The organism is Sulfitobacter guttiformis (assembly GCF_003610455.1).
In the GTDB taxonomy this organism is placed as follows: Bacteria; Pseudomonadota; Alphaproteobacteria; order Rhodobacterales; family Rhodobacteraceae; genus Sulfitobacter; species Sulfitobacter guttiformis.
In genome coordinates this window covers 25,147-41,681 of sequence record NZ_RAQK01000003.1, presented here as the reverse complement: position 1 = coordinate 41,681, position 16,535 = coordinate 25,147, and the positions used below count along the sequence as shown (strand labels likewise).

Sequence of the window (16,535 nt, the reverse complement as noted above, 5' to 3'; positions counted from 1 at the left end):
GCAGCGCTTATGGGCGCTTCATTTCACAGGTGCTCGCGATGTCAGCCGATGCCATTTCAACAGTCGACTCTACCAGAACGCCATATTCGGAGTTATCGAAGGTGTATGTGATGCCTTCGTTGGTGTGCGCAGCAATGTGCATATCTTGGATCAGCTGGTGATCGTCGGGACGCATCATCAGTTTACCACCCCACATGCTGTCATACTCCATCCCTTCCAGTGCATTCGCAACGGCAACAACATCGTCGGCGGTGCCTGCTTTTGTAATAGCAGCGGCAAGCATACCGATAGTGTTGGAGATACGCGTCTGGTCAATGTTGCCATCAGGGTACTTCACCTTGAACGCATCGTAATAGGCAGCCGCCTCTGGCGATGGCGGCGGGTTCACCTGACCTTCGGAGATAAGACGGATCACGCCTTTGCCGGATTCGCCAAACGCCGCAGTGATGCCTGAACCAGCTGCGTAGTAGGTATAGATCGGACCCGTAAAGCCGTTGTCGATGATCGACTTGCCCAGCCCGAGCATGTCCGAACCCCAGTTGCCGGTGATTACGGCATCTGCGCCAGAAGCAACGATTTTACGTGAATAGGGGGTGAAATCCTTTACCTTGCCGATTGGGTGCAGTTCGTTGCCGACGATTTCGATATCGGAACGCTTTTCGCCCAGCATCGAGACGGCTGCATCGCCTACGGCCTTACCGAAGGAATAGTCCTGACCAATGATGTAGACTTTTTTGATGTCATCATTTTCGGCGATCACGTCAGTGAGTGCGTCCATCTTGATGTCGGCGTTCGCGTCAAAACGGAAGTGCCAGAAGTTACACTTTTCGTTTGTCAGAACCGGGTCAACGGCGGCGTAGTTGAGGAACAGTACGCGGCTATCGGGGTTGCGGCTGTTGTGTTTCTCAATGGCCTCGGTCAGCGCGATTGCAACACCAGAGGAGTTACCCTGAACGATATAGCGCACACCTTGGTCAATCGCGACCTGCAACTGGATCAGCGATTCTTTCGGGCTGACTTTGTTGTCGAAACCGAGGACTTCCATCTGCGCGCCGTCAAGAAGACCACCCTTTTGGTTGACCATGTAGTCGGCAGCGAATTCGAACTGGTGCAGACCGTTTGTTCCGGTGCTGGCAAAGGGGCCGGACAACGGATCGATAAACGCGACCTTGATGTTTTCCGCAAACGCAGCGCTGGCGCCGACAATGAGTGACAGCGCGGAGACCGCACCGAGTTTTGTGATATTTTTCATTTTAATCCTCCCTAGGAAAGCCCGCCGCTGTTTTGCGATCATTATCTAAAAGGGCTACAAAGCGAGAGTTACATACCCCCTGTGTAAGTCAAGCACTCACATTGCGACAGACCAGCGGTTTTTCCCCGTTGACGTTAGGGAATCCCACTAGATTCCCTATCGACACCTGAGAGTGTCTCTGCCGGATCATTCTTAGGCTAATGTTTTTAAACATCAATTATCAGAACGCCGACTTGTCACTGCATTCTACCCATGGAAAAAAAATTCGCATAGTCATTGCCAGAATTACGAGGCAAAACTCTAAATCTACCCCATTCCAATGAAGAGCTGTCGAGAAATCAACCCGCTTAGTTCCGCTGTGCGGAATAGCTGCCCGTCAGAGCGAGCGGGATGAAAAAGCTGGCGACGACCCGCGAATCCGCGGTTATTCGTTAATGCTCAGCGAGGCCGCGACTTTTAGCAAGCGCTCAGCGTAAACCGCTTCAAGCTGCTTTGGTTTCACGCGGTAAGACGGGCCGCCAACGTTAAGACCGTAAATCCGTCCGTCACTCAGCGAATGCACAGGGACCGCAATTCCGTTCACATCGGGACGCCAGTTTCCATATCCAAGGCAGTAACCGTAGGTGGCATATTCGCTCACAGCTTCCTTATACCGCTCACGTGCCGCCACTTCGATCTCCGGTCCCTCCGCACGGGCAAATCCAAAAATCTGTTCGCACCGGTCCTCAGGGGTCACGGCGAGGATTGCCTTGCCGATTGCAGAGCGAAACAGCGGCAGACGTGTGCCAACCCGAACCATCAACGTGACTTCCTCGGTCGAGCATTCTGTCGCCAGATAAATTACTTCCGTCCTGTGCTGCTCACCCAGTGAAACCGTAACAAAGGGGTTTGGCCCCTCCATCCGCAAGGCGTGCATTTCGTGCTTGGCACGGTCGCGCATGTCCATTGCTGCAAGACGGCTAAAGCCTAGTCGCAGCACGCCTGCGCTTAGCCGATAGGTACCAACACGCGCATCTGCCACCAGATAATCCAACTCGCACAAAGTATGGGTCAGACGTGAAATTGTGGCTTTTGGCAGGCCCGTCCTTTCGGAAAAATCGCTGTTGGTAAGGGTCAGATCCCCACGCCGGAAACAGCGCAAAATCTCTAGACCGCGTGCAAGGGCGGTCACAAAATTACGGTCTTTGCTCTCCAGCTCGGGATCAAACTCCATACTTCAGCCTCGCTTGAGGGCGTCGAGCCCATGCTGGGCGAACACCGGCACAAATGCCCCCACCTTCATCGCACGCTCGGGGTTCGATGCGTTTCCGTCCAGCGCCCTCTTGAGTACACCCTGAATGATTGCCGCCATCCGGAAAAAGGTGAAGGCAAGGTAGTAGCCGAAGTGGTCGATGCCTTTAAGGCCACGCCTCTGGCAATATTCCGCAATGAAATCCTCATCGCTCGGCAGACCAAGGGCAGCACGGTCAAGACCGCCCATCCCACGGCCTTCACTACCGGCAGGCAACTGCCATTGCATAATTACCGCTGCCAGATCGGCAAAAGGATGGCCGATTGTAGACAGCTCCCAATCCAATATTGCGCGACAGTCAGTCGTGTTTGCATCAAAAATCATATTGTCGAGGCGGTAATCTCCGTGGACCAACGTGCGCTGGCCGTCATCCTCCGGGCGTTCGCCCACGAGCGCGTCCATCAGTTGGTCCATCGCAGGGATCTTGGTTGTCTCGGAGGCGCGGTATTGTTTGGACCAGCGACCGACCTGACGCTCGAAGTAATTGCCTTCGGGACCATAATCGGTAAGCCCGACCGCGTTAATATCGACAGTATGTAGCGCGGCAAGAACCCGGTTCATCTCGGAAGTGATTTTACCACGGTCCCCGTTCGATAAGTCCGGCATAGCAGGTTCGTTGAAGTTGCGGCCAGCAACATGATCCATAATATAGAACATGGAGCCGATCACACTATCGTCCTCGCACAAAAGATGCATTTTGGACACCGGCACATCCGTCCCGTGAAGGGCCTTTTGCACGCGAAACTCTCTATCCACCGCATGCGCGGATTTAAGCAATACGCCTGGCGGCTTGCGGCGCAAAACATAAGAATGCGATGGCGTTTTGAGCATAAAAGTCGGATTCGACTGGCCGCCCTGAAATTTGGTAACTTCCATCGGACCGGTGTAGCCCGGCAGGTTTTCGGTCAGGTAAGCGTGCACCGCCGCTTCATCGAGGGTTTGTGTATCGGTCATGTGGCTTCCCTAACTATAACTCATCAAGTTCGCGCCCTCAGGCGTGGCATAATGCGGGGTAGAATTAAATTCGTTCAATGAAAACAAACTACCCGAAAACATAAACCGCGTCATGGCCGCATTTTTAATTTGGAGGTTGAGGTTCATCATGTGCTCTGCCGGTGCTTGCAGAGAGGCGGCGACCATCTGTCCAATCACTCCGCCGGAACTGACAACCAGTACGCGTTTTGCTGTGGTGTCGAGGGCAAAGGCCCGCGCCGCTTCTACGCGAGTGGCGAATTGCTCCCAGCTCTCATAGGGGTTGTCGATTTCACCGCGCTGCCACGCGAATACGGTTTCGCGCAGCGTGCGGAAATGTACTTTGCGGTCCGCATTCACCAACTCTGGCAACCCTTCTGGAAACCTCGCCTCCAGCAGGTTTCCAAAATCATATTCGTTCAGGCCCGGGTGCTGTTCCGGTACCGGGTCAAATCCCATCTCGCTGGCGGTATCAATCTGGCGCTCCAGCGTCCCTGTCACAATCCGGTCGGGATGCCATTGAGCGCGGCGCAGCCACTCTCCCGCTGCCCGTGACTGCGCACGGCCCAGATCAGACAGTACATCATAGTTTTCTGCGCCAAAAGATGCCTGCCCATGACGAATAACGATCAGCTCAGCCACATCAAACCTTTCCTGACCAGGCACGCAGGCGAAATGCATGGTGCCAGGTTCATTGTGAAGGTGTAGAGGCTCGTGCGGCGCATCAAGAAAACTCTGCCGCCAGCTTCTTACCGGCCGCGAAGTATTCCTTTGCCATGCGGTCCACGATCGCGCTTGCGGGTCCGACAGATTTGATCGCGCCGATACCTTGCCCGGAACCCCAGATGGTTTTCCATGCCTTGGGTTTTTCGCGATCGGTACCAAAATTCATCGAGCAAGCATCGGCAGTGGGCAGATTGTCAGGGTCCATACCGGCATTCTTGACCGATCCCTTGAGGTAATTGCCCCAAACGCCGGTAAAGAGAGACGAATAAACGATATCTTCGGCGGTACTGTCCACGATCATGTCCTTGTAGGCCTGATCGGCATTGGCCTCGTCCGTCGCAATAAAAGGTGATCCCGTATAGCCAAGGTCAGCCCCCATTGCCCGCGCCGCAAGCAAGCTTTCGCCTGTAGCGATTGAGCCGGAAAGGGCGATTGGCCCATCATACCATTCGCGGATTTCGCGAACCAGCGCGAAGGGCGATTGCTGCCCAGCATGACCTCCTGCACCGGCGGCTACAGCAACAAGGCCGTCTGCGCCTTTTTCAACGGCTTTGCGCGCAAATTTATTATTGATAATGTCGTGCAGGACGATGCCACCACAGCTGTGTGCAGCCTCGTTAACCTCAACACGGGCGCCCAGAGACGTAATCCATATCGGTACTTCATGCTTGGCGGCGATTTCGAGGTCCCGCTCAAGCCGTGTGTTGGAGCGGTGCACAATCTGGTTAATCGCGTAGGGTGCCGCAGGCTTGTCAGGATTAGCCTGATTATACCGGTCCAATTCCTCTTTTATCTCTGTCAGCCATGCATCCAGCATCGGTGGCTCACCCTCTGCCTCACGCGCGTTGAGCGCAGGGAACGAACCCACGATGCCCGCTTTACACTGGGCAATCACCAGCTTTGGCACCGAAATGATGAAAAGCGGCGAAGCAATCAGCGGAATACGCAGCCCTTGCAGGGCTTTCGGCAGGTGGGTATCGGAACGGGCCATAATGCCTCCAGATTTCATATTGATGGTGAGGGGGCGGCTGAAACCGCCCCGCTTGTTCGCGAAGTGCAAAGGTTACAGAACCTCGAAAAGGCCTGCAGCACCCATACCGCCGCCCACGCACATGGTGCAGACAACGTATTTCGCGCCGCGACGCTTGCCTTCGATCAGCGCGTGACCGACCATCCGTGCACCTGACATGCCGTAAGGGTGCCCGATAGAGATCGCACCGCCGTTAACGTTTAGCAACTCGTCAGGAATGCCCAGAACATCACGTGACTGTATGACCTGCACAGCAAATGCTTCGTTCAGTTCCCACAAACCGATATCCTCAATCTTGAGGCCGTGCGCCTTGAGCAGTGGTGGCACGGCGTAGATCGGGCCAATACCCATCTCGTCCGGCTCACAGCCCGCAGCCATCACACCCATGTAACGGCCTAAAGGGGCGAGGCCCATCTGCTCGGCTTTTTTCGCTTCCATGATGACGGTTGCAGAAGCACCGTCTGACAGCTGCGAAGCGTTGCCTGCTGTAATGAACTTGCCTTCTTTAATCGTCATACCGTCCTTGAAAACGGGGCTAAGACCCGCCAACATTTCGGCAGAAGTTCCCGGGCGATTGCCCTCGTCCTTGGACAGGGTCACCTCATGTTCGGTGATCTCCTTGGTCTCTTTGTTCTGGACCATCATCATCGTGGTCATCGGAACGATTTCGTCGTCAAACTTGCCCGCCTCTTGACCCATGTGGGTGTTGTGCTGGCTGCGCGCGGCGTATTCGTCCTGCCGCTCGCGGCTTACGTTATAACGCTCGGCCACTGTCTCGGCTGTCTCAAGCATGGACATATAGATCGCGGGCTTGTGCTCTTTTAGCCATGGATCCGCCTTCACGCGCATCTCGGGCGTCTGCACCATAGAGATACTCTCGACACCGCCGCCGATCACAACATCCATACCGTCTGTGATGACCTGCTTGGCTGCTGTGGCAATCGCCATCATGCCCGAGGCGCACTGACGGTCGAGCGACATCCCAGCAACAGTCACGGGGAGGCCCGCACGGATTGCTGCCTGACGTGCAATGTTGCCGCCGGAATGGCCCTGCTGCAGCGCCGCACCCATGATGCAATCCTGAATGCTCGCCGGATCAATGCCCGCACGCTTTACGGCGTTCTCGATGGCGTGCGCTGCCAGCGCCTGTGGTGTCGTGTTGTTAAACGCACCGCGATAGGCTTTGCCGATCGGGGTACGGGCTGTTGATACGATTACTGCGTCACGCATAGGTAGTCTCCTTGATTTACCAGTCGAGCTTCAGGCCTTTGGCCGATGCTGCATTGAGGGCGTATTTCTTGGTCTGGCCGAAGGCATCGCCCAGTTGTCGTTGGTCTGTATCGTCGCGGATCTTGTCGAACTGCGCGGCAACTGCTTCGGGGGTGTTGTCGTCCCCGATCAGCGTGATACCTTGTGTCTCGTACACGCGCGTTTCAGCATAGCTACCGGCACCGGCCCCCAGAATAACTTGGGAAGGGGCATCTTCACTCACCAGATAAAGCAGGCCAGGGGTGATAGTCTCGGGCGCGAGTAATTCCTGTGCTTCTGCAGGCAGCAAATCGGCGGTCATACGAGTGGCTGCCGTAGGGGCCAACGTATTTACGCGGATATTATCGCGCGCACCTTCCATGTGCAGTACGTTCATCAGGCCCAGCATCGCCGCCTTCGCCGCGCCATAGTTGGACTGCCCAAAGTTTCCATAAAGGCCGGACGCGCTCGAGGTCAGCACGATACGCCCGTATTTTTGCTCCCGCATGATTGGCCAGCAGGCATGCGCCACGTTCGCAGACCCAATCAGATGCACGTCAACGACCTTGCGAAACGCGGCCATTTCCATTTTGGCAAAGGTCTTATCCATCAGGATGCCTGCGTTGTTCACGCAGATATCAATGCGTCCCCAAGCATCCATCGCCTGCGCGATCATATCCTTGACCGCATCCTCGTCGCTGACGTCGGCACCGTGGCTCATGGCATCGCCGCCCATCGCTTTGATTTCTGCGACGACACTCTCGGCCGCATCAGAGGAACGTCCGGTGCCGTCGCGCGACACACCCAGATCGTTCACGACAACCTTTGCACCGCGTGCCGCGAGCCCCAGCGCGTGGGCTCGACCAAGGCCGACCCCCGCGCCTGTAACAATCGCCACGCGGTTGTCGAAACGAATATCCATCAGTGCAGCGCCTGTTCGAAAATGTTCGGGCCCGACATGACATTGATCCCGCCAGACACCGGAATGACAGCGCCGGTAATGTAGGCCCCGCCACGTCCACACAAAAACAGCACACAGCCGCCGATATCCTCGTCACGGCCGACGCGTTTAAGAGGGACATCTTTTCCGACCTTTTCGCGCATGTCGACATCGTGGGTAGCAAAGGCGGTCATCCGGCTCACAAACGGTCCAGGCGCCAGCGCGTTCACTGTGATCGCATCACCGGCCAGCTCTTTCGCCAGAATCTTGCTCAGATGAATAACGGCAGCCTTGGACGCGGAATAGCTATAGGCACCATCGCCCATCTCGCGCTCACCCATTACAGAGCCTACATTGATTACGCGCGCAGGGTCATCGACCGAACCTGAGGCCCGCAGCATCGGCAACAGTTTTTGCGTCAGATCGAACAGACCCGCCACATTCACATCCATTACTTTCGACCACGCCTTGAACGGGAAATCGCCCATCGGCGCCCCCCACGTAATACCTGCGTTGTTCATCAGAATATCAAGCGTGTCGGTATGCGCCTTTACCGCCTGAACCAGTGCATCAACACCGGCTTCCGTGCCAACATCACCGGCAAACCCGATAACCTTGCCACTGGCACCCAGCGCGTTCAACTCCTTCGCCACCGCCTCGCAGGCATCGCCCTTGCGCGAAGCGATAAGAACTGTCGCACCCGCCCGCATCAGGCTTTCCGCTGCCATCCGGCCAATGCCGGTAGCACCACCAGTGACCAAGGCCACTTTTCCATCCAGTCCAAAAAGCGTCTGAATATCCATGCTCAAAATCCTCTCAATGCGGCGACACGTTCCGCGTGATAGCTGTAGTCACCCAGCCATTCCGAACTGACACGCGCCCGTTTCATGTAAAAGCCCATATCATAGGCATCGGTCATGCCGATCCCGCCGTGCATTTGCACGCCCTCTTGCACCGCCAGCGTTGCTGTCGAAGTCGCCTTTGCCTTGGCCAGTGACACGGCCAACTCGGCGTTTTGCGGATCATCATCGAGCATACGACCCGCGTTGAGAATCGCGGAAGCTGTCACTTCTGTCTCGCACCACAGATGTGCGGCCCGATGCTGAAGCGCTTGGAACCGACCGATCTCTGTCCCGAATTGCTTGCGTTCTTTGAGGTAGCCCACGGTCATTTCAAACGCACCCGCTGAAAGGCCCGCCATTTCTGCGGCCAATGCTGCCTGCCCTGCCTGCAATGCAGGGCGCAAGACGGTCATAGCGCTGTGGACTTGTCCCAAAACGTCTTCGCCAGTGGCCTCGACATTTTCGAAATCAATCTTGGCCGCATCCCGGGCGTCGATCATGTTGGATTTGTCACGGGTGATGCCTGCACGGTCACTTGGAATATCAAACAGCGTCAAACCGTCCGCAGTGCGCGCAAGGACCAGCAGCCGATCAGCCATCGCCCCATCCACCACAAATGTCTTTTTGCCCGTGAGGCGGAACCCGTTTCCATCCGCACGCGCTTCCATCATCGTGGCTTCGGGATCATGCTTGATGCCCTCGTCAATCGCCAACGCATAGGTAACGTCACCGCTGGCGATCTTTGCCAAAGCGTCGGACGCCCGCGCATCGCTCACCTGCCGCAGGGCAGTCGCAGCCATTACCGCGGTGCTCAAAAACGGCGATACCACCAGCGTTTTACCCATCTCCCGCGCGATTACGTTTGCTGCAGCAAAGCCCATGTCGGAGCCGCCCGCATCTTCCGGCACCAGCACACCGGCCCAGCCCATTTCCGCCATCTGCTTCCACAGCTTGGCGTCATGGGTGCGGCCTTCATCGCGCATTTTGCGAAACGCGCTGACAGGGGCAGCCCCATCCAAAAAGCCACGCGCCATATCAGCCAGCATCGATTCTTCTTCGGTCAAAACAAGTTTGCTCATGCTGGTAACCCCAATACACGCCGCGATACGATCGACAGCATCACTTCGGATGTGCCTCCTTCGATGCTGTTCGCCTTGGTCCGCAGCCAGTCGCCCGCACGGTTTCCCACATCACCGTCCCACTCAAGAGCGGCAGATCCGCCCGCGGTCATCATCAGCTCATGTCGCTGTTTGTTCAACTCTGTACCCATATACTTAAGCATGGCCGAAGCATCGCCTGCGCCCTGCCCCGCCTCTGCCTGATCCTTGTACCGCTCCAGCGTGAGGCCGATTGCCAACGCATCAATCTCGCAGCGCATCGCGTCGGCGCGCAAGGTCGCATCGAGCTGGTCAAGCGTATCGGTTAGCACAGCGCCGAGGGCGCGACCACCACCCGCAAGCCCCCCACCGCCGCCTGATATCATTTCCCGTTCATGGGTGAGCAGATATTTCGCCACATCCCAGCCACGGTTTTCCTCGCCCACGATCCGGTCTTTGGCAACTTTAACATCGGTGAAGAACGTTTCGCAGAATGGCGAGATGCCGCTGATCATTTTGATCGGGCGCGTCTCGACTCCTGCATCGTCCATATCAATCAACAGAAACGAGATGCCCTTATGCTTGGGCGCATCGCGATCGGTCCGAACCAGCGCAAAGATCTGGTCGGCCTTATCCGCATAGGAGGTCCAGATCTTCTGGCCATTTACGAGCCAATAATCACCCTGATCGGCGCCATGTGTCTGGACATTTGCCAGATCGGACCCTGCGCCCGGCTCTGAATAGCCTTGGCACCAACGGACTTCACCCCGTGCGATAGGTGGCAGATACTCAAGCTTTTGGTCGTGAGAGCCAAAGTGCAGCAGCGCGGGCCCCAACATCCAGATGCCAAAACTCTGAAGAGGGCTTCGCGCGTCGATGCGCCCCATCTCTTCATGGAAAATTTTCTCTTGCTCGCGGGTCAGACCCGCACCGCCGTATTCGACAGGCCATGTGGGTACGGTGTAGCCTTTGGCGGCACAGCGCTCCAACCATGTTTTTTGGGCGTCAGAGGTAAAGACCCAGTCTTTGCCCCCCCAGCAAATCGCGTTTTCTATAGCGCCGCCATCACGCATCTCGGCGGGGCAGTTTGCCTCCAGCCATTCGCGTAATCCGGCGCGGAAATCTGTTGCGGCTTGTGCCTCGGCCATAGGTAACCCTCCCGTTAAATGCGCGGTGCCTCTTGCGGGCCACCATTCCGCACAGCAGAATTGCATTTCGAAATTCGATTGACAAGCAAGAGTTGCGCTGGCCCATTACGGGCAAATTCACACAGAGGAGATGCCACGATGAAAGCGATGTTGAGCCATGAGCCGGGCGGACCGGAGACGCTGAAGCTGACGGAAATGGAGGCCCCTGCACCAGGCAAAAAGCAAGTGCGGATTCGCATCCGTGCTGCCGGCCTGAACTTCCCCGACACGCTTATTATCAGGGATATGTACCAGATGAAGCCACCGCGCCCCTTTGCGCCAGGTGGTGAAATCGCAGGCGAAATCGAAGCCGTGGGCGAGGCCGTGACCACATTCAAAGTAGGCGACCGCGTGCTGGGCATGTCGGGTTTCGGCGGCTTTGCGACCCACATTGTGATGGACGCAGAACGGGTCATGAAAATCCCAGACGCGATGCCATTTGACGAAGCGTCATGTTTGGTGCTCACCTATGGCACCTCGCATCACGCATTGAAAAACCGCGCTGAAATCAAAGCTGGCGAATCGCTGCTGATCCTCGGCGCTGCAGGCGGTGTCGGGGCCGCCGCAATCGAGCTGGGCAAGGCTGCGGGCGCACGCGTGATCGCCGCTGTATCCTCTGAAGACAAAGCGCAGTTCTGCCGCGATCTGGGGGCAGACGAGACGATAATCTATACCCGCGACATGGATGACCGCGACGCGCAAAAAGCGTTCTCCACAAAGATAAAAGAGCTGGCAGGCGGTGACGGCGTCGATGTTGTCTACGATGCTGTGGGCGGCGCCTATGCCGAGCCTGCGGTGCGGGCACTCGCGTGGAAAGGCCGCTACCTCGTCGTAGGCTTTCCCGCCGGCATTCCGAAAATTCCGCTCAACCTGACGTTACTTAAAGGCAGTCAGATCGTTGGGGTATTCTGGGGCGCGCACACCCTGCGCGAGCCGGATCTGCACGCTGAAAACATGGGCGATCTGTTTCGCATGTATGCCGCCGGCGAGATCAAGCCGCGGATTTCCGCCCGCTTCCCACTTGAGAACGCCGCCGATGCCCTCACCCTGATGATGGACCGCAAGGTGCAGGGTAAAGTCGTGTTGGATGTTGATTAGGCTCTATGGCCTGCTCTGATCCGCATAAGACGTGGCGCGCCTTACAGGTGCGCCACGTCGTTAAATCCGCGCAGGATCATCTGCTCGCCGTTGATTACAATGCGGCTGATCGAGCCATTATCGGCCCCGTTAAAGCCAAAGTTACGCGACCCCGTTACCGCAGCAAGTGCGGCCCCCACAACACCACCGTGGACCACAACCGCAACCAGTCGATCAGGGTGCGCCGCAGCGATCCGTCTGAGGCCGCGCATCACACGGGTTTGAAGCTCGGCAAACGTCTCGGCGCCCGGCAATTCTCCCCAACATTCATTCTCCCGCGCCCGCAGGTAGGCAGGATCATTTTCGGCGGCGCGAAACCGGAATTCTCCGCCGTCCCAGTCACCCAAAAAGACCTCCCGCAAATCTGCTTCGACCTGCGGCGTAATTCCCAGCGCCGCCGCCAGCGGAGCTGCGGTCTGGTGGGTACGCTGCATCGTAGTGACGTAAATCGCGTCAATCGGCTCGTGCTTCAACCGCTCGCCCACCGCAATCGCCTGCGTCCGGCCTTCTGGCCGCAGAGCGGGATCGCCCTGACCACCAACCATCGGAAACATCTCGCCACGCTTGGCCGCTTGGGTTTCGCCGTGACGGATCAACAGGAGGTCGCAGGCCCCCTGCGGAGGTGTGAACCTGTGTTGCCGCGCTTCGTTACTCATAATCCATCCTTTTCAAAGCATCTTTCCAACTAAGGACCAAAACATGACAAACCGCCAGATCGTCGTCGCCGAATTGCCAAAAGGTGAGCTGACGCCCGCCAATTTTAAAATGACGGAGATCCCGATGCCGGAGCCTGCCGAGGGCGAAGTGCTGCTGCGCGTAATCCTGATGTCTATCGACGCCGCCAATCGCAGCTGGATGCAGGGTGCCACCTACCGTGCCGCTGTCAAGGCTGGCGATGCGATGCCGACGTATGCGATCTGTGAAGTGACTGCATCCAACTCTTCCCGCCTCAAAGCCGGTGATGTTGTCGCGGCAGAGGCAACATGGTCCGATTACGTCACGATGCCCGCGCATAAAGTAGAAAAACTACCCAAGGTGCCGACCCTGTCGAACCTGATGAGCGTCTTCGGCATCGCCGGCAAAACCGCATATCACGGCCTTATGTCTGTTGGTCAGCCACAGCCGGGAGAGACTGTTCTGGTTTCTGCGGCTGCCGGTTCTGTCGGCGGCTATGTCGGGCAAATCGCCAAATCTTTGGGGTGCCGTGTTGTCGGAATCGCGGGTGGTCAGGAAAAATGCGACTGGGTCATGGAGCAATTCGGCTTTGACGCTTGCATCGATTACCGTGCCGACGGGCTGTTCAAAGCTTTGCGCGCAGCCTGCCCTGAAGGTGTTGATGTTTATTTCGACAATGTGGGTGGTGTGATCCTTGAAACTGCGCTCAACCTGATGAACGAACGCGGTCGCGTTGTCTGCTGTGGCGCGATCAGCCAGTATCAGAGCACCGCCCCCGTCGGCCCGCGCAACCTGCCCGGTGCGATTGTCGTAAAACGCCTGCGCATGGAAGGGTTCATCGTCATGGACTGGGCGCATAATGACGCCACAGCGATCCGCGCCATGCGTGGCATGATGGAGCGCGGCCAACTCAAAGTTACCGAAGACATCGTTGAGGGGCTGGAGAATGCGCCCGCTGCCCTCATCGGTTTGCTTGGTGGCGACAATAAGGGCAAGCGCATGGTGCGCGTGTCCGCTGATCCATCCTGAAGGAGAACACGAAATGTCAGCACGCGATACAGCCCTTGCCGCATCAGAAAAACTCATCGGGACCGAAGTGGGTGTTTCAAACTGGATACTGGTCGATCAGGCAATGATTGACCAATTCGCCAAAACCACCCACGACGAGCAGTGGATACATGTAGATCCCGAGCGCGCCGCCGCCGAAACCCCGTTCGGTGGAACCATCGCCCACGGCTTCCTGACACTCTCGCTTGCCAGCCGGTTCGCCTACGACTGTTTTAACATGCTCCCTGGTCAGGTGATGGGGATCAACTATGGCATGAATAAATTACGGTTTCTGAAACCTGTACTGGCGGGCAGCCGTTTGCGCGGGCGTTTTACCTTGCAAAAGGTGACATCCAAAGGCCCCGTAAACCTGCTGCGCGAAAACCTGCTGACCATCGAGATAGAGGGCGAGAAAACTCCCGCCCTCATCGCGGAATGGCTCGGCATGGCCGTGTTCAAGGATTAAAAATTACGGCGTGGCGTTGAAGGTAAACAATGTCTCGCCGTTGATCGCATAACCGTTGATCAGCTCAGCAGCGCGCGGGCTGGTCAGCCACCCTTCCAGCTTTTCCGCCAGACCGCCTTTTACGTGAGGATGACGTTCCACACTAACCGGCAAATAGGCGTACTGGTTGAAAAGCACGGGGTCACCGGAAAATAAAAGCTCGAGCGTTCCCTTGTTTCCGAAGTTGAGCCAGCTTGCGCGGTCTGACAAGATATAGGCGTCGAGGCCTGCTGCCGTATTAAGCGCCGCGCCCATGCCGGCACCAACCGCCTTGTACCAAGCCCCGAAATCAACAGGATCCAGCGCCGCCGATTTCCATAAATCAAGCTCGGTTTTATGTGTGCCGCTGTCATCACCACGACTCACAAACGTGGCCTGCTTGTCCGAGATGGACTGCAAAGCAGTGGCAGCCGTCTGCGTCCCGCGCAAATTTGCAGGATCCTCGGATGGTCCAATGAGGACGAAATCATTGTACATAATCTCGCGCCGGTGCGGCCCGTATCCGGCCTTCACAAATGCCTCCTCTGCGCTGCGGCTGTGGACAAGAATAGCGTCGACGTCTCCCGCCTCTCCCAGCTTGAGTGCTTGACCCGTGCCGACCACGACAAGCTGCACTTCGATCCCCAGATCATCCGCAACCGCCGGCAGCAATATCTCTGCCAAACCGGAGCTTTGGAACGAGGTCGTGACCGCCATCCGCATCACATCCTGGGCGAACGCCGCGCCGCCCCAAACCGCCATAAACGCGGCAAAAACCAGATGTCTCATTCCACAATATCTCCTCTAAGAAAGGCCCGTGCCTGAAGGCTTTTTGGGGCGTCAAAAAAATTTCGTGCGGTGCTGTGTTCGTGCACCCGACCGTGCAGCATAAATACGACCTCATCCGCCAGCCGTTTGGCCTGACCCAAATCATGGGTAGATAGGATCAGTTGCATCCCCGATGCTTTTGCCGCGTGCAGTACCGCCTCAATCTCCCGCGTGGCACGCCCATCAAGCGCGGCCGTAGGCTCGTCCAGAAACAGCACCTGCGGCTGGGTGATCATAGCGCGCGCAAGGGCCAGCTTTTGTTGCTCGCCTCCTGACAGATGAGGCGCTGCACGGTCCAGCAAATCGGCCAAACCGACCCGCTCCCCCCATTCGCGCGCCTGCAATTGTGCATCGGCTTTCCCCACGCCGCGCATACGGAGGGGGTACATGAGATTCTCCAGCACTGTGCGCCGCAACATCACCGGACGCTGGAACACAAATCCCTGCTGCGTGCGGGCATATCCTTCGTCGCTGGCCCATTTAATCTGCCCCGCCGTCAGCCGCGCCGCACCGTGCAACAACCGCAGCAATGTTGTCTTACCCGACCCGTTCGGGCCCATCACCACAGTGGCACCGGCACCGGTCAGATCAAGGTCGACAGGGCCCACCAAAACGCGCCCGCGCCGCACAGTCTGCGCACCACGCACTGTCAAAGGAAACAGAGTCACCAGCGGCCCTCCGCTTCGGTCCGGCTGAGCCAGTGGATGGCAAGATTGACGGTAATGGCGAGACCGATCAGGATGATACCAAGGCCAAGTGCCAAAGCAAAATCCCCCTTACCCGTCTCGAGTGCGATTGCAGTTGTCAGCACGCGGGTGGCGTGGTCGATGTTGCCACCCACAATCATGATCGCGCCCACCTCGCCAATCGCACGTCCGAAACCCGCCAGCGATGCGGTAAGAAGGGCGCGGCGTGCATCCCACAGCAGCGTTCGTATTTTCTGGCTTTGCGTGACATTCATCGAGATCAGGAGGTCGTGATATTCAGACCACAGGTCGCGCAATGACTGGTGCGCGACGCTCGCAATCAGCGGGACAATAATGATTACCTGCGCAATGATCATGGCCGTAGGCGTGAACAGCAGGCCCAAGACCCCCAGCGGGCCAGAACGCGACAAAAGCACGTAAACGACCAACCCCACCACAACCGGTGGCAGCCCCATCAGCGCATTGAGCACTGCGATTACGCCACGCCGGAACCGGAACCGCCGCACCGCCAGCATCGCCGCAACCGGCAGTGCGATGGCAGATCCGATCACTAGCGCAGAGAGCGTAACCTGAAGCGACCGCAGGGTAATCTCCACTAGATCGCGGTCCAGCGTGACAAGCAGCCGGAACGCCTCTGTTAAACCTGCCCACAGATCGCCCATGCCTGCTCCTTTATCCCGCCTGTGGTAGGTTGATCGTTCAAATGACGCAAGCCCATCCATAGCCGCGGCACGGGGAGATAACTCAAGCAAGTCCGGCAATGCTTTACGCCCAAACTAACTGGACGGCGGGGCGCAAGTTGTGCCTGACAGATCTCGAAGAGTTAAGTTTCGGTGCCAACAACCAGATCAGAAGCATTTGTTGGCCCGAGGGGCAGGAATACGCCAATTCGCAAACATGCGAATTGGCAGATCAGACGAATAAATAGGGGCTATCGCTTTAATCGACCCAATACCCGTCCCGTTCCTTCCGCAGCCGTCCAGAACAATATGATTCTCAGTCGTTTCCACGCTTCAGGACACCTGATGTGTCAACGACACCTGAGGGCAGTCAAACCGCTTCAAGGCAGCGA

Annotated in this window: 17 protein-coding genes; 3 read left to right on the top strand and 14 right to left on the bottom strand. The window is 57.2% G+C overall.

The window, feature by feature from the left end; translation table 11 throughout:
• Positions 1–7: 7 nt before the first annotated feature.
• The 10 genes from C8N30_RS18605 to C8N30_RS18560 form a co-directional block, all read right to left on the bottom strand.
• On the bottom strand, positions 8–1,252 hold the full coding sequence (locus tag C8N30_RS18605) for a branched-chain amino acid ABC transporter substrate-binding protein (RefSeq protein ID WP_015063240.1): 1,245 nt from the start codon (positions 1,250–1,252) through the stop codon (positions 8–10).
• Between the two features lie 424 nt (positions 1,253–1,676).
• Positions 1,677–2,465 (bottom strand): IclR family transcriptional regulator, encoded by a 789-nt coding sequence (locus C8N30_RS18600; protein ID WP_015063239.1) that lies wholly within the window; start codon positions 2,463–2,465, stop codon positions 1,677–1,679.
• Positions 2,466–2,468: 3 nt separating this feature from the next.
• Positions 2,469–3,497, bottom strand: a complete 1,029-nt coding sequence (locus tag C8N30_RS18595) for a phosphotransferase family protein (protein WP_015063238.1) — start codon at positions 3,495–3,497, stop codon at positions 2,469–2,471.
• Between the two features lie 9 nt (positions 3,498–3,506).
• Positions 3,507–4,157, bottom strand: coding sequence for a histidine phosphatase family protein (locus C8N30_RS18590; protein ID WP_015063237.1), 651 nt, complete (start codon positions 4,155–4,157; stop codon positions 3,507–3,509).
• A gap of 82 nt (positions 4,158–4,239) precedes the next feature.
• Positions 4,240–5,232: an NAD(P)H-dependent flavin oxidoreductase gene (locus C8N30_RS18585; protein ID WP_015063236.1), complete on the bottom strand. Its 993-nt coding sequence runs from the start codon at positions 5,230–5,232 to the stop codon at positions 4,240–4,242.
• Between the two features lie 72 nt (positions 5,233–5,304).
• Complete coding sequence (locus C8N30_RS18580; protein WP_015063235.1) at positions 5,305–6,501, bottom strand: acetyl-CoA C-acyltransferase; 1,197 nt, start codon at positions 6,499–6,501, stop codon at positions 5,305–5,307.
• Positions 6,502–6,517: 16 nt separating this feature from the next.
• A complete protein-coding gene (locus C8N30_RS18575) occupies positions 6,518–7,441 on the bottom strand; it encodes an SDR family NAD(P)-dependent oxidoreductase (RefSeq protein WP_015063234.1) in 924 nt (307 codons plus the stop codon).
• The gene (locus C8N30_RS18570) at positions 7,441–8,262 is read right to left on the bottom strand and encodes an SDR family oxidoreductase (RefSeq protein WP_015063233.1); all 822 of its coding nucleotides are present in this window, start codon (positions 8,260–8,262) and stop codon (positions 7,441–7,443) included. The genes C8N30_RS18575 and C8N30_RS18570 overlap by 1 nt, the downstream gene beginning before the upstream one ends.
• Positions 8,263–8,264: 2 nt before the next feature.
• On the bottom strand, positions 8,265–9,380 hold the full coding sequence (locus tag C8N30_RS18565) for an acyl-CoA dehydrogenase family protein (protein WP_015063232.1): 1,116 nt from the start codon (positions 9,378–9,380) through the stop codon (positions 8,265–8,267).
• Positions 9,377–10,546, bottom strand: a complete 1,170-nt coding sequence (locus tag C8N30_RS18560) for an acyl-CoA dehydrogenase family protein (RefSeq protein WP_015063231.1) — start codon at positions 10,544–10,546, stop codon at positions 9,377–9,379. The genes C8N30_RS18565 and C8N30_RS18560 overlap by 4 nt, the downstream gene beginning before the upstream one ends.
• Before the next feature lie 138 nt (positions 10,547–10,684).
• On the opposite strand from C8N30_RS18560, the gene C8N30_RS18555 reads away from it, so the two are divergent.
• Positions 10,685–11,683, top strand: coding sequence for an NADPH:quinone oxidoreductase family protein (locus C8N30_RS18555; protein ID WP_015063230.1), 999 nt, complete (start codon positions 10,685–10,687; stop codon positions 11,681–11,683).
• Between the two features lie 41 nt (positions 11,684–11,724).
• Here the strand turns inward: C8N30_RS18555 and C8N30_RS18550 are convergent, their stop codons facing one another.
• Positions 11,725–12,378: a histidine phosphatase family protein gene (locus C8N30_RS18550; protein ID WP_015063229.1), complete on the bottom strand. Its 654-nt coding sequence runs from the start codon at positions 12,376–12,378 to the stop codon at positions 11,725–11,727.
• A 43-nt stretch (positions 12,379–12,421) separates the two neighbouring features.
• On the opposite strand from C8N30_RS18550, the gene C8N30_RS18545 reads away from it, so the two are divergent.
• Positions 12,422–13,426, top strand: a complete 1,005-nt coding sequence (locus C8N30_RS18545) for an NADP-dependent oxidoreductase (protein WP_015063228.1) — start codon at positions 12,422–12,424, stop codon at positions 13,424–13,426.
• A 13-nt stretch (positions 13,427–13,439) separates the two neighbouring features.
• On the top strand, positions 13,440–13,910 hold the full coding sequence (locus C8N30_RS18540) for a MaoC family dehydratase (protein WP_015063227.1): 471 nt from the start codon (positions 13,440–13,442) through the stop codon (positions 13,908–13,910).
• Between the two features lie 3 nt (positions 13,911–13,913).
• Here the strand turns inward: C8N30_RS18540 and C8N30_RS18535 are convergent, their stop codons facing one another.
• Genes C8N30_RS18535 through C8N30_RS18525 form a run of 3 tightly spaced genes read right to left on the bottom strand, consistent with a single transcriptional unit; the run spans position 13,914 to position 16,125 of the window.
• The gene (locus C8N30_RS18535; protein WP_015063226.1) at positions 13,914–14,717 is read right to left on the bottom strand and encodes an ABC transporter substrate-binding protein; all 804 of its coding nucleotides are present in this window, start codon (positions 14,715–14,717) and stop codon (positions 13,914–13,916) included.
• Positions 14,714–15,427, bottom strand: coding sequence for an ATP-binding cassette domain-containing protein (locus C8N30_RS18530; protein ID WP_172684607.1), 714 nt, complete (start codon positions 15,425–15,427; stop codon positions 14,714–14,716). The genes C8N30_RS18535 and C8N30_RS18530 overlap by 4 nt, the downstream gene beginning before the upstream one ends.
• Positions 15,421–16,125 carry an ABC transporter permease gene (locus C8N30_RS18525; RefSeq protein ID WP_015063224.1) on the bottom strand — a complete coding sequence of 235 codons (705 nt, stop codon included), beginning with the start codon at positions 16,123–16,125 and terminating at the stop codon, positions 15,421–15,423. Before C8N30_RS18525 ends, C8N30_RS18530 begins: the two co-directional genes overlap by 7 nt.
• Between the last annotated feature and the right edge of the window lie 410 nt (positions 16,126–16,535).